This is a genomic window from Gordonia amicalis, assembly GCF_022059885.1.
Taxonomy (GTDB): Bacteria; Actinomycetota; Actinomycetes; order Mycobacteriales; family Mycobacteriaceae; genus Gordonia; species Gordonia amicalis.
In genome coordinates this window covers 4,095,683-4,116,845 of record NZ_CP091855.1, presented here as the reverse complement: position 1 = coordinate 4,116,845, position 21,163 = coordinate 4,095,683, and the positions used below count along the sequence as shown (strand labels likewise).

General features: G+C 68.2%; 19 protein-coding genes and 1 tRNA gene. 8 read left to right on the top strand and 12 right to left on the bottom strand.

Annotation, left to right across the window (positions count from 1 at the left end):
- Window positions 1-73: 73 nt before the first annotated feature.
- The 3 genes from IHQ52_RS18845 to aceE all read right to left on the bottom strand — a co-directional run bounded on the left by IHQ52_RS18845 (window position 74) and on the right by aceE (window position 5,432).
- On the bottom strand, window positions 74-982 hold the full coding sequence (locus tag IHQ52_RS18845; RefSeq protein ID WP_006434905.1) for an ACP S-malonyltransferase: 909 nt from the start codon (window positions 980-982) through the stop codon (window positions 74-76).
- 195 nt (window positions 983-1,177) lie between these two features.
- A complete protein-coding gene (locus tag IHQ52_RS18840; RefSeq protein ID WP_006434906.1) occupies window positions 1,178-2,452 on the bottom strand; it encodes a PucR family transcriptional regulator in 1,275 nt (424 codons plus the stop codon).
- Between the two features lie 76 nt (window positions 2,453-2,528).
- Entirely contained in the window at window positions 2,529-5,432 is a 2,904-nt protein-coding gene (gene aceE, locus IHQ52_RS18835) for a pyruvate dehydrogenase (acetyl-transferring), homodimeric type (protein WP_096274159.1), read from the bottom strand.
- Window positions 5,433-5,574: 142 nt separating this feature from the next.
- Between aceE and IHQ52_RS18830 the strand changes: the two genes are divergently transcribed.
- From IHQ52_RS18830 to IHQ52_RS18820, 3 genes are all read left to right on the top strand, one after another.
- Window positions 5,575-6,195 carry a hypothetical protein gene (locus IHQ52_RS18830; RefSeq protein ID WP_024500435.1) on the top strand — a complete coding sequence of 207 codons (621 nt, stop codon included), beginning with the start codon at window positions 5,575-5,577 and terminating at the stop codon, window positions 6,193-6,195.
- A 199-nt stretch (window positions 6,196-6,394) separates the two neighbouring features.
- On the top strand, window positions 6,395-6,823 hold the full coding sequence (locus IHQ52_RS18825) for a DUF3052 domain-containing protein (protein WP_006434909.1): 429 nt from the start codon (window positions 6,395-6,397) through the stop codon (window positions 6,821-6,823).
- Window positions 6,820-7,302 carry a peroxiredoxin gene (locus tag IHQ52_RS18820; RefSeq protein WP_096274157.1) on the top strand — a complete coding sequence of 161 codons (483 nt, stop codon included), beginning with the start codon at window positions 6,820-6,822 and terminating at the stop codon, window positions 7,300-7,302. The genes IHQ52_RS18825 and IHQ52_RS18820 overlap by 4 nt, the downstream gene beginning before the upstream one ends.
- 54 nt (window positions 7,303-7,356) lie before the next feature.
- Here IHQ52_RS18820 and IHQ52_RS18815 read toward each other — a convergent pair.
- From IHQ52_RS18815 to IHQ52_RS18800, 4 genes are all read right to left on the bottom strand, one after another.
- Window positions 7,357-7,428 (bottom strand) — tRNA-Val (locus IHQ52_RS18815).
- A 165-nt stretch (window positions 7,429-7,593) separates the two neighbouring features.
- On the bottom strand, window positions 7,594-8,301 hold the full coding sequence (locus tag IHQ52_RS18810; protein ID WP_096274155.1) for a CPBP family intramembrane glutamic endopeptidase: 708 nt from the start codon (window positions 8,299-8,301) through the stop codon (window positions 7,594-7,596).
- Between the two features lie 40 nt (window positions 8,302-8,341).
- Window positions 8,342-9,418 carry an NAD(P)H-binding protein gene (locus IHQ52_RS18805; protein ID WP_096274153.1) on the bottom strand — a complete coding sequence of 359 codons (1,077 nt, stop codon included), beginning with the start codon at window positions 9,416-9,418 and terminating at the stop codon, window positions 8,342-8,344.
- Between the two features lie 55 nt (window positions 9,419-9,473).
- The gene (locus IHQ52_RS18800; protein WP_096274973.1) at window positions 9,474-10,457 is read right to left on the bottom strand and encodes a helix-turn-helix transcriptional regulator; all 984 of its coding nucleotides are present in this window, start codon (window positions 10,455-10,457) and stop codon (window positions 9,474-9,476) included.
- Between the two features lie 164 nt (window positions 10,458-10,621).
- On the opposite strand from IHQ52_RS18800, the gene IHQ52_RS18795 reads away from it, so the two are divergent.
- Complete coding sequence (locus IHQ52_RS18795) at window positions 10,622-11,446, top strand: maleylpyruvate isomerase family mycothiol-dependent enzyme (RefSeq protein WP_096274151.1); 825 nt, start codon at window positions 10,622-10,624, stop codon at window positions 11,444-11,446.
- A gap of 104 nt (window positions 11,447-11,550) precedes the next feature.
- Here IHQ52_RS18795 and IHQ52_RS18790 read toward each other — a convergent pair whose 3' ends face one another.
- Together IHQ52_RS18790 and IHQ52_RS18785 are read right to left on the bottom strand one after the other, a co-directional pair.
- Window positions 11,551-13,575: a protein kinase domain-containing protein gene (locus IHQ52_RS18790; protein WP_238063716.1), complete on the bottom strand. Its 2,025-nt coding sequence runs from the start codon at window positions 13,573-13,575 to the stop codon at window positions 11,551-11,553.
- A 106-nt stretch (window positions 13,576-13,681) separates the two neighbouring features.
- Window positions 13,682-14,509, bottom strand: a complete 828-nt coding sequence (locus IHQ52_RS18785; RefSeq protein ID WP_096274146.1) for a spermidine synthase — start codon at window positions 14,507-14,509, stop codon at window positions 13,682-13,684.
- A gap of 72 nt (window positions 14,510-14,581) precedes the next feature.
- Here IHQ52_RS18785 and IHQ52_RS18780 point away from each other — a divergent pair, with 72 nt between their 5' ends.
- Window positions 14,582-15,559 (top strand): cobalamin biosynthesis protein, encoded by a 978-nt coding sequence (locus tag IHQ52_RS18780; RefSeq protein ID WP_096274972.1) that lies wholly within the window; start codon window positions 14,582-14,584, stop codon window positions 15,557-15,559.
- On the opposite strand, the gene IHQ52_RS18775 is transcribed toward IHQ52_RS18780, so the two are convergent.
- Window positions 15,537-16,559 carry an SURF1 family cytochrome oxidase biogenesis protein gene (locus IHQ52_RS18775; RefSeq protein WP_198362467.1) on the bottom strand — a complete coding sequence of 341 codons (1,023 nt, stop codon included), beginning with the start codon at window positions 16,557-16,559 and terminating at the stop codon, window positions 15,537-15,539. The genes IHQ52_RS18780 and IHQ52_RS18775 overlap by 23 nt on opposite strands.
- Before the next feature lie 37 nt (window positions 16,560-16,596).
- On the opposite strand from IHQ52_RS18775, the gene IHQ52_RS18770 reads away from it, so the two are divergent.
- Entirely contained in the window at window positions 16,597-17,601 is a 1,005-nt protein-coding gene (locus tag IHQ52_RS18770) for a zinc-binding metallopeptidase family protein (RefSeq protein ID WP_024500431.1), read from the top strand.
- A 23-nt stretch (window positions 17,602-17,624) separates the two neighbouring features.
- Here the strand turns inward: IHQ52_RS18770 and IHQ52_RS18765 are convergent, their stop codons facing one another.
- Together IHQ52_RS18765 and IHQ52_RS18760 are read right to left on the bottom strand one after the other, a co-directional pair.
- The gene (locus tag IHQ52_RS18765; RefSeq protein ID WP_096274142.1) at window positions 17,625-18,104 is read right to left on the bottom strand and encodes a low molecular weight protein-tyrosine-phosphatase; all 480 of its coding nucleotides are present in this window, start codon (window positions 18,102-18,104) and stop codon (window positions 17,625-17,627) included.
- A gap of 53 nt (window positions 18,105-18,157) precedes the next feature.
- On the bottom strand, window positions 18,158-18,844 hold the full coding sequence (locus tag IHQ52_RS18760) for an HAD-IA family hydrolase (protein WP_198362466.1): 687 nt from the start codon (window positions 18,842-18,844) through the stop codon (window positions 18,158-18,160).
- Between the two features lie 30 nt (window positions 18,845-18,874).
- Between IHQ52_RS18760 and cobC the strand changes: the two genes are divergently transcribed.
- Together cobC and IHQ52_RS18750 are read left to right on the top strand one after the other, a co-directional pair.
- Window positions 18,875-19,969 (top strand): Rv2231c family histidinol phosphate aminotransferase CobC, encoded by a 1,095-nt coding sequence (gene cobC, locus IHQ52_RS18755; protein WP_096274138.1) that lies wholly within the window; start codon window positions 18,875-18,877, stop codon window positions 19,967-19,969.
- Window positions 19,947-21,086, top strand: a complete 1,140-nt coding sequence (locus IHQ52_RS18750; RefSeq protein ID WP_096274136.1) for a Nif3-like dinuclear metal center hexameric protein — start codon at window positions 19,947-19,949, stop codon at window positions 21,084-21,086. The genes cobC and IHQ52_RS18750 overlap by 23 nt, the downstream gene beginning before the upstream one ends.
- The last annotated feature ends 77 nt before the right edge of the window (window positions 21,087-21,163 follow it).

Sequence of the window (21,163 nt, the reverse complement as noted above, 5' to 3'; positions counted from 1 at the left end):
CGAGAGAGTCCGCGCGCTTGGACAGATCGGCGTCGGGGCCGATCTTCCGGGGGTCGCGGACTAACCGCGACCGCTATCCAAGTTCAGTGATCTTCGCGATGTCGCCGGGCTCCTTGAGCGCCAGCGATGGGGTGCCCTTCAGCTCGCGCTTGGCGATCCCCACGAGCGTGCCCGCCGGCGGCAGTTCCACGACGGCGGTGGCCGAGTTCTCACGCAGGTACGCCGAGCAGAGATCCCAGCGGACCGGCCTGGTCACCTGGCCCACCAGTTTTGTCAGTGCTTCGGAGCCATTCGTTACAGGCTGCCCGTCGGAGTTCGACAGCAACGTGCGATTCGGGTCGGACGGGGTGATCTTCGCGGCCGCCGCGGCGACGGCGTCCTGCGCCGGAGCCATGAAGTGGGTGTGGAAGGCGCCGGCGACCGCGAGCTTGCGGATACGGGCCTTCTCCGGCGGGGACGCGATGAGCTCGTCGATCTTGTCGACGGCTCCGGCCGCGACGATCTGGCCGACCGCGTTGCGGTTGGCCGGGACGAGTTCGAGTTCCTCGAGGCGGGCGAGCACGGCGGCTTCGTCGCCACCGAGAACGGCGGCCATGGTGGTCGGTACGAGAGCGCAGGCCTTGGCCATCTCGGCACCGCGGATCGCGGCGAGGGTGACGGCCTCGTCGGCCGAGATCACACCGGTGATGGCGGCGGCGGCGAGCTCGCCGACCGAGTGGCCGGCGACGACCGCGTCCGCGGGCAGCTCGCCGTTCTTGCGGGCCTCGTCGAAGGCGAGCAGGGCGGCGACCACGACCAGCGGCTGGGTCACCGCGGTGTCGGTGATCTCTTCCGCGGTGGCGGTGGTACCGAGTCGTTCCAAGTCCAGTTGAGTGAGCTTGGACCACGTGGCGATCTGATCACGGGTACCGGGCAGGTCGAGCCACGGCGTGAGCATGCCGGGTGTCTGGGAACCCTGGCCGGGAGCAAGCAACGAAAGCACGTGACCAGAGAACACCCTTTCCCCGCCCTATGTGGGTGTAGAGAAGCATGAACCTTGTCGCAGGGTTTTGTAGGGTTCCCACAAACTTCACCGAAGTGCCACCTGCTTCGTCATCAGGCTGAGATTCGTTACCGAAACGTGTTCTTAAGGCTCATATCAGCATAAATGGCGAATCGGACATGTTACTCGTGTGGCCTATGGGGCAGAAGACTCCGTTTTGTGCCGTAAGTGTGTCAAACGACCGACGGTCGTCGCGATCCGTAGTACATACGCGTCGCGGGGGTTCGTCGGGTCGCGCCGTGTGATTTCCGCAATCTTCTTCAGCCGGTACCGGACCGTATTTGGATGTATGTACAGAACGCGCGCGCAGGATTCGACCGATCCGCCGGAGTCGAGATAGGCCTCGAGCGTCGTCGTCAGAGTGGAGCCTCCCGCCGACAGCGGACGGACCACCGATTCGACCAGAGCGGTCACCGCTGACTCGTCACCTTTGAGTGCACGTTCGGGTAACAGTTCGAGACTGTGGACCGGTCGCGGTGCACTCGGCCAGCCCACCACCGCCTCGATCGCGGCCATCGCCTCGGCGGCACTGGTGTGGGCGCTGCCGAGGTTCGGCATGGTCGGCCCGATGACCACCGGGCCGTCGGCGAAGTGCGTGAGGAGAGCCGAGACGAACTTCTCCGTCGGCCGTGCCGGTCCGCTCACGATCGCGACCAGCACCGAGCCCTGGACCACCGACAGCGCCGACCGGTCGAACTGCCGTGCCGTGTTGTGGATGGCCAGTGGCACCGAGACGTTCTGTTCGGGCGGCGGAGTGCCCACGATCACCGTCGCCGGGGCGTCCGAATCCCAATTCAGGGCGGCCGCCCGAGAGAGGAGCTGCGGTCCGGTGTCGCCGCGAACCACCGCGTCGACGACCAGGGCCTCGAGTCGGGAGTCCCAGGCGCCACGCGACTCGGCGGCCGAGGCGTAGATCGCCGCTGCGGCGAAACCGATCTCCCGTCCGTAGCGCAGGACCGACTCGGTGAGTGCACGGAGCTGGGCGTCGTTCCGGGCGAGCAGCGGCAGCCACTTCTCGAAGAACTCCATCGCCACGCGGACCATCTCGACGGTCTGCAGCAGGGTGATGCGGCGGGCGAGGTCCTGCGGTACCACCTGGAACGCTTGGACCGTGAACTTCACGTTGCCCTCGGGATCCTGGATCCACTCGACGAAGTTCACGACCGCGGTCTGCACGACCAGCTGCACACTCGCGCGCTGCGCGGCGTCGAGGTCGCCGAAATAGGGCAGCTGGTCCTGCATCGAGTGGACCGCCTCGGTGGCGAGGCGGCCGCTGTACTGCTTGACCCGCCGGAGCAGCGTGTCGGGCAGCGCGTCGTGCACGGTGGCGGGGGCCGGCACATGGGCACCCCGCGCACCGAACACGTCAGCCGGCGGTGTTGTGGGCTGATTCACTCGCGCGTCGGACACGACCTCAATCTAGTCCCTGTTCAGGCCATGCCGGGATCGCCGGTTCCCCTCGAACGGCGGCGGCCCGGTTTCCGGGTCAGGCCACGCCCGGATCGCTGGTCTGCTCGGGAGCGGCGGCCACGTCGTCGATCTTGTACTTGTCCGCTGCCTGCTTGGCCACCGACATGTCGAGGTGGCCGTCGCGGGCGAGCGCGACGAGGACCGCGACCACGATCGACTCGGCGTCGACGTTGAAGAAACGCCGCGCGGCCGGGCGGGTGTCGGAAAAGCCGAACCCGTCGGTGCCGAGCGTCAGGTACGTACCGGGCAGGTACGCACGGACCTGCTCCTGGACGCCGCGCATGTAGTCGCTGACGCCGACGAACGGTCCGGCCGCGTCGGCCATCAGTTCGGTCAGGTAGGCGGGCGCGGGCTCGGTGCCGGGATCGCGCAGTGCCTCCCGGTCGGCGCGGATGCCGTCGCGGGCCAGCTCACTCCACGATGTCACCGAGTAGACGTTCGCGCCGACGTTCCACTCCTCGGCGAGCAGTTCGGACGCACGCAGCGCGTCGGGCATCGTGACGCCGGAGACCAGGATGTTGGCCGGGTACTTCTTGTTCTCGGGAGCCTTCTGGAACAGATATCCGCCCTTGACGATGCCCGTGGCGTCGAGGCCCTCCGGCTTCGCCGGCTGGCTGATCGGCTCGTTGTAGACGGTGATGTAGTAGAAGACGTTCTCCGGGTCCTCGCCGTACATGCGCGTGAGACCGTCGTCCACGATGTGGCCGAGTTCGTAGGCGAACGCGGGGTCGTAGGCGATCACGGCCGGGTTGGTCGCGGCGAGCAACGGCGAGTGGCCGTCGGCGTGCTGCAGGCCCTCACCGGTGAGCGTCGTGCGGCCCGCGGTGGCGCCGATGATGAAACCGCGCGCCATCTGGTCGCCGGCCGCCCAGAAGCTGTCGCCGGTGCGCTGGAAACCGAACATCGAATAGAAGATGTACAGCGGGATCATCGGTTCGTGGTGGGTGGCGTACGACGTGCCGACCGCGGCGAAGCTGGCCGTCGAACCGGCCTCGTTGATGCCTTCGTGCAGGATCTGCCCCTCGGAGCTCTCCTTGTAGGCGAGCATCAGTTCGGCGTCGACCGAGGTGTACAGCTGGCCGTTACGGTTGTAGATCTTCAGGGTCGGGAACCACGAGTCCATGCCGAAGGTGCGGGCCTCGTCGGGGATGATCGGCACGATGCGCTTGCCGATTTCCTTGTCGCGCAACAGTTCCTTGAAGACACGGACCAGCGCCATGGTGGTCGCGACCTGCTGCTTGCCCGAACCCTTCGCGGTGGCCTTGAGGGCCGAGGAGGTGTCGGCCTTGAGCACCTTGGACTTCGTGCGACGGCTCGGCAGGAACCCGCCGAGGGTCTTGCGGCGGTCCAGCATGTACTGGAGCTCCGGAGAATCCTCGCCGGGATGGTAGTACGGCGGCAGATACGGATCCTTCTCGAGCTGCTCGTCGCTGATCGGGATGCGCGTGCTGTCGCGGAACGCCTTGAGGTCGTCGAGCGTCAGCTTCTTCATCTGGTGGGTCGCATTGCGTCCCTCGAAGTGCTTGCCGAGCGTGTAGCCCTTGATCGTGTGGGCCAGGATGACCGTCGGCTGGCCCTTGTGCGTCATCGCCGAGGCGTAGGCGGCGTGGATCTTTCGGTAGTCGTGGCCGCCGCGCTTGAGGTTCCAGATCTCGGCGTCGGAGAGGTCCTTGACGAGCTCCTTGGTCCGCGGGTCGCGGTTGAAGAAGTGTTCGCGGACGAAGGCGCCGTCGTTGGCCTTGTAGGTCTGGTAGTCGCCGTCGGGCGTGGTGTTCATCAGGTTGACCAGCGCGCCGTCACGGTCGGCGTGCAGCAACGCATCCCACTCGCGGCCCCAGATGACCTTGATGACGTTCCAGCCGGCGCCGCGGAAGAACGACTCCAGCTCCTGGATGATCTTGCCGTTGCCGCGCACCGGGCCGTCGAGTCGCTGCAGATTGCAGTTGACGACGAAGGTCAGATTGTCGAGACCCTCGGTGGCCGCGAAGCTGGCGAAGCCGCGCGATTCCGGCTCGTCCATCTCGCCATCGCCGAGGAACGCCCACACATGCTGGTCGGAGGTGTCCTTGATGCCGCGGTCGTGCAGGTAGTGGTTGAAGCGCGCCTGGTAGATCGCGTTCATCGGGCCGAGACCCATCGAGACGGTCGGGAACTCCCAGAAGTCCGGCATCAGGCGCGGGTGCGGATACGACGGCAGACCGCCGCCCTCACCCGCGTGGCTGTGTTCCTGGCGGAAGCCGTCCATGCGGGCCTCGTCGATGCGGCCCTCGAGGTAGGCGCGTGCATAGATGCCGGGGGAGGCGTGGCCCTGGATGAAGATGTGGTCGCCGCCGCCGGAGTGGTTCTTGCCGCGGAAGAAGTGGTTGAAGCCGACCTCGTAGAGCGACGCCGACGACGCGTACGTCGAGATGTGGCCGCCCACACCGACTCCCGGGCGCTGGGCGCGATGCACCATGATCGCGGCGTTCCAGCGGATCATCTGACGGAAGCGGCGCTCGACCTCCTCGTCACCGGGGAACCAGGGTTCTGCCTCGGTGGGGATGGTGTTCACGTAGTCGGTGGAGGTGAGCGCGGGGATCGACACCCGCTTCTCGCCGGCGCGTTCGAGGAGCCGCAGCATCAGGTAACGGGCGCGTCCGGGCCCCGCGGCGTCGAGAAGGGCGTCGAACGAATCGAGCCACTCGGTGGTCTCGTCGGGGTCGATGTCGGGCAGATAGGACGCGACTCCTTCGCGGATGACGCGGACCCGGTGTCCGCTTCGTCCGGCAGCACGTCCATTGGAGCTCGAGTCGGCTTGGCCGGCGTGCTCGCTGGGAATCGTGTCCTGCGTCGCCTGGTCCATCTGGTCGGTCACGGTGATGCCTACTCCCTCTGACAGGCCGGACTCGGGGTGGTGGTCCGACTGCATGGCGTACGACACTGCAACTCCTTTTGTTGTGCGGTGTCACCCCTCATCGTGCCCCATGTGAGGGGGCTTGGCACCGCTGGATCTGTGTAGGCTGTCGCGATCGCGAAGGTGCTGTAGCGTCCTTGCAGCGTTACCGATGAGTAGGGGGATGGCGATGCTGGGCACAGGGGAGGCCGGGCCCGGCCGCGGCGGACATCGGGGTGTCCGGGTGAGCGCGACCATCGGCATGGCATTCGGGGGAATCATGCTGTCGGCGTGCACGTCCACGGTCGGAGGTGCCGGTGTGCCGGCGCCCGGCGAGGTGGCGGTCTACCGGTCGGAGGTGTCGGCCTCGGCGGCTGCGCAGGTACGTGCCGAGGGCGTCGAACTCTGTCGGGAGTCGATGTCGTCGATGGTCGTGATGCTGCGCGGCTACAACACCTTCATCAAGCGGCTCAACACGACGCATTCGTATCCGGAGGTCGGGGACCTCGCCGACAAGGCGCGGGCGAGCCTCATCGCGGGTGCCGACCAGATCCGGCCGAAGATCACCGACACCTCACCGCCGGAGATCGCGTCGCCGGCGCGGACGTTCCTGGATGCGACGACGCGTCTCGAGAACGCGATCCGCAAGGAACTGCGCACCGAACTCAACCCGGTGTCGGGGCAGTGGACGCGCGACAAGGCGCGCCTTCTCGAGGTCTGCGGGGAATACACGCCCGTCCCGGCGGCCTCCTCGGCCACGCCCCGGACCTCGGTTCCCGCTGGCCCGGCTCCGACGAGTCCCGGTCGCTGATGCGCCGTCGCCCGGTGTCGGGGGTTCGTGCGATCGTGCAACCGTCGTCTGAAAAGAAACGCCCGAAATCGAGTGACGTCGGTCGGCTTGCAATGTGAGGCTCTAGGCTGTTGCCTATGCTGACAGGCGAGTTGGCGAAAAGAGACGTACAGACCGGCGACGAGAAAAACGTCCCATCACCCTCAGGAGGTCACGCGCGGTGGTAGCCGCCACAGACGGTACGGGCAGCAACGCCCAAAAACTGGGCTTGAAGGCAGGCTTGGTCGTGCAGGAAGTCGGTTGGGACGATGACACGGACGACGAGCTCCGGGCCGACATCGAGGACGCGATCGATGCCGAGATGGTCGATGAGGATGCCGACGACGTCGTCGACGTCGTGGTCCTCTGGTGGCGTGAAGGCGACGGAGACCTCGTCGACGCGCTGATGGACGCCATCGGACCGCTGGCCGAAGACGGATACGTGTGGGTGTTCTCGCCCAAGACCGGGAAACCCGGATATGTGGATCCGAGCGAGATCGCCGAGGCGGCCCCCACTGCGGGTCTCACCCAGACATCGGCGATCAGCCTGGGGGATTGGTCGGCCGCCCGACTCGTCCAGCCCAAGGCACGCTCGGGCAAGAAAGCATGAGCGATGCTCTGCCCACCGCGCCGCTGAGCGTCGGTGATCGGGCACCTGATTTCGAACTGCGGGATCAGAACAACCAGCTCGTGTCCCTGAGCGCGTTGCGTGCCGAGCGCAACGTTCTCGTGGTCTTCTTCCCGCTCGCATTCACCGGCACCTGCCAGGGCGAGCTGGGCTACATCCGCGACCAGCAGCCGCGTTTCGAGAACGACGACGTGACCACGGTGACGGTCTCGGTGGGACCCTCGCCGACGCACAAGGTGTGGTCGGCGGCGCAGGGCTTCTTGTTCCCGCTGCTGTCCGACTTCTGGCCGCACGGTGAGGTGGCGAAGGCCTACGGCGTGTTCAACGAGGAACGCGGCTACGCGAACCGTGGCACGTTCCTCGTCGACCGCGAGGGTGTCATCGTCTACGCCGACATGGTCGGGCCGGGCGAGGTGCGCGAGAACGACGTCTGGGACCAGGCTCTCAGCTCGGTCGGCTGATCCGTCCTATGGCTCCAAGCCGCGCTGAGCGCGGGTTGGAGCCATAGATCTCGGTGCGCGCAAAGGGATTCGAACCCCTGACCGCTGGTGTGTAAGACCAGAGCTCTACCGCTGAGCTATACGCGCGTGCGCCGCCTCCGCGGCGGCACTTGCGAGAACGAATCTAGCGGGTCGACGCCGAACGCCCAAACTGCGGAGCGGTGACCGGCGAACCTCACCTCGACATGCAGACGTCGATCGAGGTCTGCATGTCGAGGCCGAGGTCCACCGGTCACGCAGCGGATCAGCGATTCACGCGAAGACCGGCGGGAGTGCGAGGACCATGACGGCGCCCCAGATGACGTGCGTGATCGCGGGCGCGAGGACACCGGCGGTGCTGCGTCGGAGGATGGCGCAGACGGTGCCCAGGACGGCACCGGCGAAGCCGAGCATCACATTGCCGCTCGCCATGGTGACGAGCACGTAGATGACTGTCGACACCAGCACCGGGTTGTGGGGGCGGGCCGCCGAGTAGACCGCCCCGCGGAAGAACAGCTCCTCGGCGAGTCCGTTGATCATGGTGATCGCGGCGACGACGGCGAGGCTGCCGTAGTCGGCGAAGGCGAGCACCTGGTTCGCCAGGTCGCTGACGCCGGGGATCATCCGGGCGATGAGACCGCCGACAACGAACGCGGCACCGACCGCGAGGCCGACGACGACGCCCAGTCCCACGGCGCCGAGACGATCCGGGGGCCGGGACGTCGTCGGGCTGTAGGCACCGAGTCGCAGTTTGCCGGAGGTGAATGCCCCGGCGATCCACACCACGGCCATTCCGGCCGTCAGCGGGTAGAACGCGGTGTCGCCGGGCTCCACACGCATCGAGACGCCGAGCAACACGGCCCCGATGACGAGGAAGACGCCGACGATCCAGCGGCGTCGGACGTAGTGGGAACCCGGATCGGGATCCCGATCCGTGGCTATCGAGTTGTAGAGGTCGCGCGCCAGTGCAGTCACCAGCACTCATCACCACCTAGGTCGGTCGTCTATGGACACGAATCATTCAGGGACGGCTCGACAGAAAAGCTCCGGCGATCTTCGCCGACACCCGCAGCGTGCCACCGATCGTCTCACCGATGGTGCGTTTGACGCGCAACCAATCGCCGCCGGCCCAGGCGGGGTCGGTATCGGCCAGATGGTGCAGGTCGTTCAGATCGCAGACGGAACGGGGATACGGGGACTCCACAGATGCCCGCACGGCATCGCGCATGGGCGTCAGACCGCCCTCCGGTGGTGGCACCAGTTCGCGGATGCGATGCTCCGACGCCGTCATCGGATGGTTGAGCGACGTGACCAGCTCCTCGGTCAGCGACGCCGGAACCGGCACGAACATGCCACCCAGCCGGCCCGCGACGCGGGTACTGACGCCGAAGACCGGAAGCCGCAGCCGCGGGAAGCGGACCGCGGAGATGTACTCGTGCAGGATCGAGATGTAGCGGGCGTGGTCGGGGCCGGATATATCGTATTCGCCCGGCGGGAGCGATGATTCACATGCCGCGACGAGGTAGTGGATGGCGTCGCGGATGGAGATCGGGTCCATCTCGTTGGTGATCCAGTCGGGCTCGGGGATCACCGGGAGGCGGTCGGCCATGTAGCGGATGATCTCGAACGACGTCGACCCGGCGCCGATGATCACCGCCGCACGCAACCAGACGAGTTCCGGGCCGCCTTCGACGACCAGCCCCTCGGCGACGTCGGCGCGGCTCTGCAGATGCGACGAGAGGTCGCCTCCCCCCGGCACGAAGCCACCCAGGTAGATGATCCGGGCGACGTCGGCATCGCGTGCCGCCTCGGCGACGTTGCGTGCCGCATCCCGATCGCCGCTGGCGAAGTCGGCCGTCCCGATGGCATGGACCAGGTAGTAGATCGCGTCGATGGGGCCGGCGTCGGACATCGCCTTCTTCACCGAGATCGGATCGTCGACGTCCATGGCGACCTTGGTGACGTTCGGCGACCAGCCGAACCGGTCGAGCTTGCGGGTGTCCCTGGACGTGACCACCACCTCGTGGCCCTGCCTGAGCAATGCGCATACGAGTCGGGAGCCCACGTACCCGGTCGCCCCCGTGATGAGTAGCCTCATGCCTTCGACCGTAGAGAAGAATCGGCGATCCGGTCGGACGAGCAGGTCAGCGCAGCTAGGGCTGGGCGGTCATCGCGCGCCGATAGCGTTCGGCGACCTGGTCGTGATAGTCCGCGGCGGCGCCGAGTTCGACGCGCAGTTCGGCGGGTTCGATGACGGTGAAATCGGCCCCGAAGGCGTACATCCAGCGCGCGATCGACGTCAGCGACGTGCTGTAGACGGTCACCTCGCAGGTGTGTTCGTCGCCCGACTCCAGAGTGCCCCACGATTGGTGGATCATCGGTGCGACCTCGTCCAGCGGCAGGTGGATGCGTACCCGGGCCGTCGCCCGTTGCTGGAGTGCGCCGAGACCGCGGGCGACGAAGGCTGCCGCGCCGCCCTCGGGCGGCTCGCGCGGTGTGAATCGCGGTCCGGTGGGGATCTTCGGGTCCATGCGATCGACGCGGAACGAACGCCAGTCGGCGCGGGCGAGGTCGAAGCCCACGAGGTACCAGCGATTCCCGTTGCGCACCAGACGATATGGCTCGACCTCGCGTCGGCCCTCCTCGCCGTCGTTGCGCCGGTAGTCGAAACGCAGGCGTTCGTGGCGATGACAGGCCGTCGCGATCTCGGTGAGGCGATCGGCTGGGACAGCGCTCGATGGCGCCTCCCTGGGTATGGCCTCGATGCGCAGCGCGTCGAGACGGTGCTGGAGTCGCGAGGGCATGACCTGGCGCAGTTTGGCGAGAGCCCCGGCGGACGCCTCGGCCATGTCGGCGACCGCTCCAGTGGTCACCGCGTCGAGCCCCAGGGCGACGGCGAGCACCTCCTGGTCGTCGAGGAGCAGGGGCGGCATCTCCGCACCCGCGCCGAGGCGATACCCGCCGCGTGCACCGACATTCGCGTCGACCGGATAGCCGAGCTCGCGAAGCTTGTCGATGTCGCGACGCACCGTGCGGGTCGTGATGTCGAGGCGTTCCGCGAGTTCCCTGCCCGACCATTCCCGTCGCGTCTGCAACAACGACAGCAGAGCGAGCAACCGGGCCGAGGTTTCCAACATGAAGACATCCTGCCGCACGATGCGGACAGGTTCTGTCCTTGTTCGTCGGAGCGCGGGTTTCGGAACGGTTCGACGTGGTCAATGTGGCCGCTGAGCGCAACTGCCCGGCTAGGGTTGTCCCGGTCCGGTGTCCCGCCGGACGCACGACCGCAAGGAGCACTCTCATGGCCACGACCATCCTGCCGCTCGACGAGGTCACCGCGGGTCTGATCGCCCAGTGGGCCGCGATCGCCGACGTTGCCGGCGGACTCACCGATGAACAGTGGTCGGCTGCTTCGGTGTTGCACGGATGGACCAACGCCGACATCGTCGCGCACATCATCGGCACCGAGAGCATGCTCGACGGCCGCGACGTCGAGGCCACCCGCACGGTGAGTGCGCTCGACCACGTGCGCAACCCGATCGGCGAACTCAACGAGAAGTGGGTCGACCACTACCGCCCCAAGTCGCGTGCCGAGGTTCTCGCGGCGCTCGAGGAGATCGTCGGGATTCGTACCGCAGCGCTGCAGGCGATGACGCAGGAGCAGTTCGAGGCTCCCTCGATGACCCCGGCCGGAGCCGACACCTACGGGCGCTTCATGCGAATCCGCATCTTCGACTGCTGGGTCCACGAGATCGACCTGCGCGACGGCACCGACGGTTCGGCCGTCACCGACCCCGTCCCCGCGTCGTGGGCGCTCGACGAGATCGGGGCGTCACTGCCGTTCGTCGTCGGCAAGCGAGCCGACGCGCCCAAGGGCAGCAAGGTGCTGTTCGACATCACCGGCCTGTCCCCCCGGACGGTCCGGATCGCGGTCGGCGACCGGGCGTCGGCGGTCGAGGAGTTCGAGGGCGGCGACGCCTCTGCCGATGTGCGGCTCCGGATCGACGCGGCGAACCTGGCCCGGTGCGCCGGTGGCCGGCGGGACGCCGATCCGGGCGCGGTGGAGATCGACGGCGATGAGGCACTGGGCAACGCGATCCTCAACCGGATGAACTACGTGATCTGACCCGGAGCGGAGATGTGACGAGCTCAGGAGGGTTTCAGTCAGCAACAGGTATCGCCAGGCGATACCTATTGCTGACTCCGCCGCACAAGCGGCGAGCAGCGGGGCTACTCATCGACGGTCGCCTTCTGGATGAGCAGGTTCTGGTTCGGTGGTCCTGACTGCGCGCCGGGCTTGGCGGGCGTGAACCCGCCCGCGACGATCCTGTCCAATACGGCAAGACCGGCGGGGTCCATGGTTCCGACGATCGAGTAGGTCAGCGGGAGATCGGTGTCGTCGGCGAGCATGAAAAACGTCGTCGACCCGGTGGCGCCCTCGTCGTCGGGCAGATCGAGGATGCCGACGGTACCGCGCGGATATGTCACCTGCGGGACGCCGTTGTCGTCCGTGCCCACCGACGGCAGATCCTCGGGCAGTTCATCAGGACTGGTCCAGCCGGGATTGGTGCCCTCCTTGCCGCCCGACGACCCACAGATCAGGTATTTGGCCGACGCACGGTGGCACTTGCTGCCGTCGTAGAAGCCGGACTTGATCAGCGAGACCATGGCACCGACGTTGCACGGCGCCTCGGCCCGGTTGAGGGTCATGCTGATGGTGCCCTGCGCGGCGATCGGGATCGTCGCGTCCACGGTGCCGGTGTTGGGCTGGGTCGATGCGGGCGGCGGCTGGGTGATGCCGCCGACCACCGGCCGCGTCGGATAGTCACAGGCGACGGTGCCCGCGGGCATGGCCTGGGTCGAGGTGTCGGGGCCCGGCGGATCCTCGCCACCGCCCGACAGCGCGACGACGATGCCGGTGACCGCGAGAGCGATCACCACCACACCGACGCCGATGGCGACCGCCAGGTTGCGTCCGGTGTGCGACTTGCGTGGAGGCGGAGTCGGGGGGATGCCCCACTGGTTGGGCCCCGAATACGATTGCGGCCCGGAATAGGACTGTGGCCCTGAGTAGGACTGCGGTCCTGAGTAGGACTGCGGTCCTGAGTACGACTGGGGTCCCGAATGCGATGGCCCCGAAAATGATTGGGGGCCCGAGAATCCCTGCGGCCCGGAATGGCCGGGCGGGGAGCCGTATCCGCCACCCGCGCCGGGCGCATGCTGCGGGCCCGAGGCGGTCGGGCCAGAACTCAGGCCGCGGACCATCGTCGGGTCCGATGCCATGGAGCCGCCCGGCGTTTGGTGGGCGGCCGGCGGGTGCTGTTGCGGTGGACGCGGCGCATACGTCGGCGGGGTCAGGCCCGACGGTGGGATCGGCTGCGGCACGACAGTGGGCGGGGCTTGCTCGGCCGGAGGTGTCTGCGCTCGGGCGGCCGATGCGGACCCGCTGCCAGACAGCGCGTCGGAGGCCGCGTGGATGAGTTCGCGCGCACTCGCATAACGATGCGCGGGGTCCTTGGCGAGGCCTCGGGCGATCACCGGGTCGAGCGGTCCGCCCGTCTGCGGTGGCGGCTTGGTGATGTGCGCGGTCATCAGCCCCTGGTCGGTCTTCGCCGGGAAAGGGAGCTGCCCGGTGACACATTCGTAGAGGACGCAGGCGAGGGAGTAGTTGTCCGATGCCGGGCCGGCCGGCTCGTCGCCGAACCGTTCCGGCGCCATGTACGCCAGCGTGCCCAGCGCGGTCCCGACCTGTGTCAGCCGGCTGTCGGTGGTGCCCTGCGCGATACCGAAATCGACGAGGTAGGCGAAATCGTCGGCGTCGACGAGGATGTTGTCGGGTTTGATGTCGCGGTGAACCAGACCGTCGCGGTGCGCCGCGTCGAGCGCCGCCGCGACCTGACCCAGGATGTGGACCGCCCGAGCAGGTGCCAGAGGACCGGAGTCGAGGACCTTGCGCAGGTCCTGACCGTCGACGAGGCGCATGTCGATGAACAGGACGCCGTCCTTCTCGCCCCAGTCGTGGATCGGGATGACGTGCGGATCGGACAGTTTGGCCGCGGTCTTCGACTCGCGCTCGAATCGTTCGCGGAAGTCGTTGTCGTGGACCAGATGTGGCGGAAGCAGCTTCAGGGCGACACGGCGTTCCCGGACGGTGTCGTAGGCCTCGTACACCTCACCCATGCCGCCGCGACCCAGCAGTCTGTCGATGCGGTACGGGCCCAGCGTGGTGCCCGCTCTCGACGATGGATCGGTCACGTCATCCTCGGTTCTTCGATCGTCAGATCCTCAGCCGGCAGTCGAAACCACCCTAACGACTGTCGAGCGGGTTCGTACATCGACCGGACGCGGGACCGGCGACGGCTCACGCCCTGCTCGACGCGACGTCGGCGTCCGTCAGTCCCGGACCGCGTGCGAAGTCGCGCGCCTTGGCGCCCGAGAGGATCTGCGCAGGTAGCGGATCGCTGAGCAGGGTGCGGACCAGTGTCGCCGACGCGTCGAGCGGGGCGTCGCTGCCGACGATGACGATGTTTCCGGTGCGGCGCCCCTTGAACATCGCGGCGTCGGCGATGAGCAGCAGGTGCTCGAAGACCGACGCCACGGTTGCGGCCTCGGCGCGAGCGCCCGCCAGATCGCGGCTGTCCCCGCAGTTGGCGAGATACAGCCCGCCCGGCACGAGCACATCGCGGACGGCGGCGGTGAACTCGCGGGTCGTCAGATGGGCCGGCGTGCGGTCACCGGCAAATGCGTCGCGCACGATCACCTCACGCGTGCCCGGTTGCAGGGAGGTCACCACCTCACGCGCGTCGCCGACCCGGATCCGCAGCCGGGGGGCGCGGGGGAGGTCGAACCACTCGCGCACCAGTCGGGCGAGCTCACCGTCGACCTCGACGGCCACCTGCCGGGCATCGGGGTACTGGTGGTCGAGATAGCGGGCGAGTGCGCAGGCGGCACCGCCGAGGTGCAGGACGCGCAGTCGATCCGAGGTGGGGTGGCGTTCGGCGATGACGGCGGCCATCTGGCGCAGGTACTCGAAGTCGAGCACGGTCGGGTCGTCGGGATCGATGTGCGAGCTGTGCGCCCCGTTCACGGTCAGCAACCAGCCGCCGGCGATGGTGTCACGTGCCAGTTCGGCGACACCGGTGTCGATGACGTGCCGACCCGGCGACGGTTCTGCAGATGACCTGGCCACGGGTCGAGTCTGGCACGACCGGATCATGGAGGAGATAGGGGCCGCTACCATCGCGCGGTGCCCCTCGCCTGTGTGTCCAAGACCAGTGAGCAGCGAAACCGACCCGGACGACGTTCGTTGTCGACCGCAGCCGGTCTCGTCGTCGGCCTCCTCCTCGACGAGGCGCTGGGTGACCCGTCCCGGGGACACCCGGTCGCGGGTTTCGGTCGGCTGACGTCGGCGCTGGAACGCCGCATGTACCGCGACTCGCGCGCGGCGGGCGCCGGCCTGGTCGCGGTGGCGGCCGGCGGTGTCGTGGCAGCGGGACTTGCCGCATCGACCGGACGCCGGGCACCGACAGCGGTGGCGCTGACCGCGGCGTCGACCTGGATCGCGCTGGGCGGGACCTCGCTGTGCCGGGTGGGTGATGCGGTCGCCGACGCCCTCGAATCGGACGACATCGACGCCGCGCGAGCCCTCATCCCGAGCCTCTGCGGGCGTGACCCCGAGTCACTCGACGAGAGCGGGATCTGTCGAGCGGCGCTGGAGTCGATCGCCGAGAACACCTCCGACGCGACCGTCGGACCGCTGTTCTGGGGTGCGGTCGCCGGTGTTCCCGGAATCCTCGGCTACCGTGCGATCAACACTCTCGACGCCATGGTCGGGTACCGCAACGAGCGCTATCGCGACTTCGGTTGGGCGGCCGCGCGACTCGACGACATCGCCAACATCCTCCCCGCACGCCTCGCGGGTGCGCTGATCGTCCTGGTCTCCGGCGCGCCTCGACGCGCTGCCGAAGCCTGGCGCCGCGACAGCCGTGCACATCCGAGTCCCAACGCGGGGGTCGTCGAAGCGGCCTTCGCCGGTGCCCTCGGGGTGCAGCTCGGGGGCCGGACGGTGTACCCGCACGGCGTCGAACAACGGCCGAGGCTGGGACGGGGGCCGGCGCCACGACCCGGCGATCTGCGAGCAGCTGTCGAGCTGTCGCGTCGGGTTCAGCGTGCAACGCTGGCCGCGTGTGTCGCGGGTTGCCTGGCTCGGGCCGCGCTCAGCCGCCGTAGCGCCGGCTGAGCTTGTCCCGCACGTCGCCGTCCTGACTCCGGGGGTCGGGCTTCACGTCGCGGACGTCGCCGACCGTGTCCTCGGCAACCGGACCGTGGCCGATGCGTCCGACGTTGTGGACCATCGTGGTGCCGCTCGCGGCGCGCAGTTCCTCGCGGATCTGCCGGCGTCGCTCGGCGCGCGAGGCGGCGGTACTCGGCTCGGGCCGAGGCGCGGACTCCGCGGCGGGGGCCGCGCCGGTGTCCTCCGCGACCGGAGCCGCGTTCGCGGCGGCGGCCCGACGGCGCGAACGGATCTCGGCGATCAGGAAGTACAGGACACCGAGGGGCGCCATGATCCCGAAGGCGAGCCACTGCAACCCGTACGAGAGGTAGGGGCCGGTGTCGAGCTGGGGGAGCGGGATCTCGCCCAGCGAGCCCGGCTGATCCGGGGACAGCTGCAGATAGAAGTCGTCCATCGGCGTCGACGTCGCGGTCGCGACCAGACCCGGGTTGATCGACGGCACGGTCAGCACGCCGTTGTCGGCGCGTGAGCCGCGGTCGGCGCTGACACTCTCTGCCGCGCGGATCCGTCCCTGAACGGTCTGCTCACCGGCCGGCGGCGACGGGATGGCCGGGACACCGCCCTCCACCGGGCGGACGAAACCGCGGTTGATCAGGATCACCCGATCCGAACCGGTCACGGCGAACGGGGCGAGGACCACGACCGCCGGACGTTCCTGGATGTTGCGCAACCGCACCAGTGCCTGCCGGTCCTCGAGATACCGGCCCGTCACCGCGACCTGACGCCACTCGGTCGACGGGTCGAGGGTCGACGACGGTGCCACGTCGGCCAGTGGGACGGTCTCGAGCGAGGACGCGGTACGGATCAGGTCGTTGCGGCGTTCGGTGTCCGAGTTCTTCCCGAGCTGCCACGGCGCGAGGAGTGTGAAGCAGGCCACTGCGAACGCCACGACCACGACTCCGAGGGCAATCCACCCTGGACGCAGGATTGTTCGCAGTACGTGCACAGCTCCCAGGTTACCGAGCACGGGTAGCGTGATCGAAATGCGAGACTTCATCTGCTTGAACTGCGGCCAGCGTCTCTCCTTCGAAAACAGTCTCTGCCTGAACTGCAAGAGTGCGCTCGGGTTCTGGCTCGAGTCCCGCTCCATCCAAGTGCTCGACGACAAGGGGCGTGCCCAGGTCGACGGCGTCCTCATCGAACGGTGCGCGAACATCAAGGTGGCGCAGTGCAATTGGCTGGTGAAGTGGACGGGCAATCCGGAGCTGTGCCAGTCCTGCCGGCTGACGCGCACTCGTCCGGGTGACGACGATCCGGACGCGCTCGTCGCGTTCGGCCAGGCCGAGACCGCGAAACGGCGGCTCGTCCTCGAACTCGCCGAACTGGGACTGCCGATCGAGGACCGTGACGAGAATCCCGACACGGGACTCGCCTTCGACCTCCTGTCCAGCGCTCGGCAGAACGTCATCACCGGTCACGCCAACGGGGTCATCACCCTCGACCTCGCCGAGGGCGACGACGTCCACCGCGAACAGATGCGCGTCGAGCTGGACGAGCCGTACCGCACGGTTCTCGGACACTTCCGGCATGAGATCGGTCACTACTACCAGCTCGTCCTCATCACCGACGACCGCCGCCCCGGCTTCGAGGAGCTGTTCGGCAACCCCGACGACGACTATCAGGCCGCCCTGGACCGTCACTACAAGGAGGGTGCGCCCGAAGGATGGCGGAAGAACTTCGTCTCCTCCTACGCCACGATGCACCCGGCCGAGGATTTCGCCGAGACCTTCGCGCACTACCTGCACATCCGCGACACCCTCGACACCGCCGCGGCGTTCGCGATGGCACCGTCGGGTACGACGCTGGACAGTGTGCCGCCCGGCGATGTCGGCTTCGATCGGATCATCGACGAGTGGCTACCGCTGACGTGGGCGCTCAATCAGATCAACCGGTCGATGGGTCACCCGGACCTCTACCCGTTCGTGCTCCCGGCGCCGGTGCTCGAGAAGATCCGCTTCGTGCACAACCTGGTGGCGCCGGTCGGCTGAGACCGGTCGCGCTGGGCGTGGCGTCAGTCCACGCCCAGCTGCAGGCGCACCCAGTCGATCAGTCCGGGGACGGCGCTCTCGATCTGCTCGCGGGTGGCGACGAAGTCCTCGGTGCCGCCGTAATAGGGGTCGAGGAGGGCGAGGTCGTCGGCGGGTGCCGACGGATCGAACGATCGCAGCAGTCGCGTCCGGTCACCGAGCCGCTTGCGTTCGAGTTCCCGAAAGTGGCCGTCGTCCATCGCCAGGAAGAGATCGGCGTCGAAGTGTTCGGGTCCGAGCAGCGCCGCCACGTGCGCGTCGGAGTAGCCGTGGGCCAGCAACTCGGTGCGGGCGCGGTTGTCGGCCGGTTCGCCGACGTGGAAACCGGTTGTCCCGCAGCTGGTGACGCGTACCTTGCCGCCCAGTCCGGCGTCGTCCAGAGCCGTCCGGAAGATGTTCTGCGCCATCGGTGACCGGCAGATGTTGCCCGTACACACAAAACAGACGTGTAGTTCTTCAGTCACTGGTGCCCACCTCAGCTCGACATGCCGACGCGCTCGGTGGTCCAGGGCGTCGGTCACATACCCAGGACGTCGCGCAATTCGGCTGTGGAATCAACCGTCCAGGCTGCGCCCTGTTCCTCCCCGTGCAGAGAATAACCCCATCTGACCAGGAGCGCTGAGATGCCGAACGCCGCTGCGCCGTGCACATCGTGGCTGCGATCGCCGATCATCACCACCGGTGCGGTCACGTGACCGGTGTCGGCATCCACGGGAAGTCCCAGCTCCGCGATCGCATGAGCGATGACATCGGACTTGTGGCGGCGCGAACCGTCGTCGCTGGCGCCGGCGATGTACTTGAAATGGTCGGCCAGGCCGAAGTGCTCGAGGATCCTGCGCGCGGTGGTCTGGTTCTTCGACGTCGCGATCGCCATCGTGCGCCCCGACGCGGCGAGATCGGCCAGGACGTCGGCCATCCCGTCGTACACCGAGTTCTCCCGCCAGCCGATCTCGGTGTAGCGCTCCCGGTAGGCGCGCATCGCCTCGTCGGCGACCGCGGGTGCGAGCCCCAGACTGTTGAGGGTGTCGAGCATCGGCGGCCCGACGATGCCCGCGACGACCTCGGGACCGGGCTCGGCCGCGCCGACGGCGGCGAGGGCGTGCCGGAAGCTGTTGGCGATACCCGCGAAGCTGTCGGTGATGGTGCCGTCGAGATCGACGAGCAGGACGGTGTCGGGATGGCGGGGATCTGGCGGCGTCAACACGCGTCCATCGTGCACGTAAGGTCAGTAGACATGACAGCTGGGTATGGCGTGGCATCCACATCCGACCTGTCCGACCCGGACCGGCACGGCGATCAGGACGCGGCGCCCGGGCTGGCGGACTTCGCGGTCAATGTCCGCGGCACGCCACCACCTTTCGTCCTCGACGCCATCATGCGCGGTCTCGGCGATCTGGCCCGGTACCCCGGCCACGACGACGAGCGGCGCGCGGTCGACGCCATCGCCGCCGCCCACGGCCGGTCGCCCGACGAGGTGTTGCTGCTGTCCGGCGCGGCCGACGGCTTCGAGATGCTGCCGCGACTGGGGGTGCGCCATGCCGCCCTCATCCAGCCGTCGTTCACCGAACCGGAACTCGCGCTGCGTGCCGCCGCGGTGCCCATCACCCAGGTGACGCTCGACGAGCCGTGGCGGCTCGACCGGGCGGTCGTACCCGACACCGCCGACCTGGTGATCCTGGGCAACCCCACCAACCCGACGTCGGTGCTGCACCCGCGGGAAGCGATCGGGGCGCTGCGTCGTCCGGGACGCATCATCGTCGTCGACGAGGCGTTCGCCGACCTCACCCTCGGCGCGGACGGCACCCTCGAACCACAGTCACTGGCCTCGTCCGACTGGCCGGATCTCATTGTGATCCGGAGTGTGACAAAGACTTTCGGTCTGGCCGGGCTACGAGCCGGTTACCTGCTCGCCGCACCGGGGATCATCTCGCGCCTGCGTGCGGGACGTCGGCCGTGGGCGCTGTCCACACCGGCTCTGGCCGCACTGACCGCGTGCCTCGGCGACGAGGGGCATCGCTACTGCTCGGACCAGGCCCGCCGGGTCGCGGCCGAACGCGCCGAGATGGTCGACGAACTGACCCGGGTCGGGCTCGTCGTCGTGGCGGAACCGGCCGCGCCGTTCGTCCTCGTCGAGGTGCCACGGGCGACGGACGTCAAACGGCGTCTCGTCGATCACGGGTTCGCGGTGCGCAGTTGCGCCAACTTCGTCGGACTCGGCGACGACCATCTGCGGCTCGCGGTACGTCCGGTCGAGCAGGTCCGTGCGTTGACCGCGGCGATCGAGCAGGTAAGAGAGGAGATGAGGGATGGGAACCGAGTCGACATCTGAGGGCATCACCGTCGGCGACGTGGTCGACGCCGTCGAACGCGCGTATCCGCCGGCGCTCGCCGAGTCCTGGGATGCGGTGGGGCTCGTGTGCGGCGACCGCTCCGAACCGGTGCGTCGGGTGCTGGCGTGCGTCGACGTGACGGACGCCGTCGTCGACGCGGCCGTGGCCGAGAAGGCGGACCTGGTGATCGCGCATCACCCGCTGCTGATGCGCGGGGTCACGTCGGTGGCCGCCGACACCCCCAAGGGCCGCATCGTGCACCGCCTGATCCGCCACGGCATCGCGTTGCTGTCGGCCCACACCAACGCCGACCGGGCGCGGCCGGGCGTGTCCGACGCACTCGCCGACCTGCTCGGTGTGGTCGACACCGTGCCCATCGAGCCCAAATCTGCTGCGCCCCTAGATAAATGGGTGGTGATGGTGCCCGAGGGCAACGTCGAACAGGTCAGTGAGGCGATGTTCGCCGCCGGCGCGGGTGCGATCGGCGACTACCGCGACTGCTCGTGGACGGTCGTGGGCACGGGCCAGTTCGAGGCGCAGGAAGAGGCGACGCCGACGATCGGCGAGATCGGCACCCGAACCCACGTCGACGAGGCGCGGGTGGAGATGGTCGCCGCGCGATCCATCCGCGGATCCGTGCTGCGGGCACTGCGCAACGCGCACCCGTACGAGGAACCGGCGTTCGACGTCTTCGAGCTCGCCGACCTCGGCAGCGACCTGGGCCTGGGTCGGGTCGGTTCGCTCACCGAGCCGATGACATTGCGCGACTTCACCGCGGTTGTCGCACGGGCACTGCGCGCCCCGTCGGGAATCCGGGCGGCCGGCGATCCGGATGCGCTCGTGCGCACGGTCGCGGTGTGCGGCGGTGCGGGCGATTCACTTCTCGGTCGTGTCCGCGGGCTCGGCGTCGACGTCTATGTGACCGGCGACCTGCGGCACCATCCGGCCGACGAGAGTCTGCGCGACGGTGGGCCGGCCCTCGTCGACGCGGGCCACTGGGCCACCGAGTTCCCGTGGTGCGGCCAGGTCGCGGAACTGCTCGGCAAGGAATTCCACGTGCCGGTGACGGTGTTCGACACACCGACGGACCCCTTCGGGCTGCACAGCTTCGGCTGACCCCCGAGGGAATGCCGACCAAAGCCCATCCGCCGCCGGAACGCCGGGACCACCCGCGTACGGTAGGGGGACTTCAG